1 protein-coding gene is annotated in these 545 nt (G+C 48.3%); it reads right to left on the bottom strand.

Annotated features, from left to right (window positions below):
- Positions 1–476: nitrate/nitrite transporter (locus tag A3766_RS09520; protein WP_156508832.1), on the bottom strand; the 476-nt coding region annotated here is incomplete at its 3' end.
- Positions 477–545: the final 69 nt, after the last annotated feature.

Genomic DNA, 545 nt, shown 5'->3' with positions numbered 1-545 from the left:
CAGTTCGCAACAATAATTGGGGCAAGTGCAAGGGTAATGGCTGAGCCGGTGTTACCTGCACCAAATATACCCATGGCAGTGCCTTGTCGGTTACTTTCAAACCAGTCGGTGATATAACGAATGCCGATGGTAAAAGATGTGCCACTAATACCGATCCACAAGCCAAGTAATAGGTAGCCTTCCAGAGTCTCGATGTGAGGCAGGATGAATAGTGGCGGTGTGCTAAGAAGCATTTGTAGGGTGAATAGGCTCTTGGGGTTGTAGCGCTCGCTAAGCCAGCCAGCAGGAATACGCCCTAGTGCACCGGTTAGAACCGGGGCCGAAAAGAATAATCCTAACTGTGTTGCGCTTAGGCTTAAGCTGTTTTGAAGTTCAAGCCCCAAAACGGCATAGAGTGTCCATACCGAAAAATTAGCAGCAAATGCTATGGTGGCAATGGTTAAGGCTCTGGCTGCGCCAGGGATCTCAAAATTCATTATGACGCTCTGATCGAAGGCTGTTTAACTCGGTTTATCCTCAAAGGTATTGTTGGTACAGAGGAGCTC

The organism is Oleiphilus sp. HI0132, from assembly GCF_001635845.1.
The sequence above is the reverse complement of the archived record's forward strand: the minus strand, read 5'-3'. Positions and strand labels throughout refer to the sequence as shown.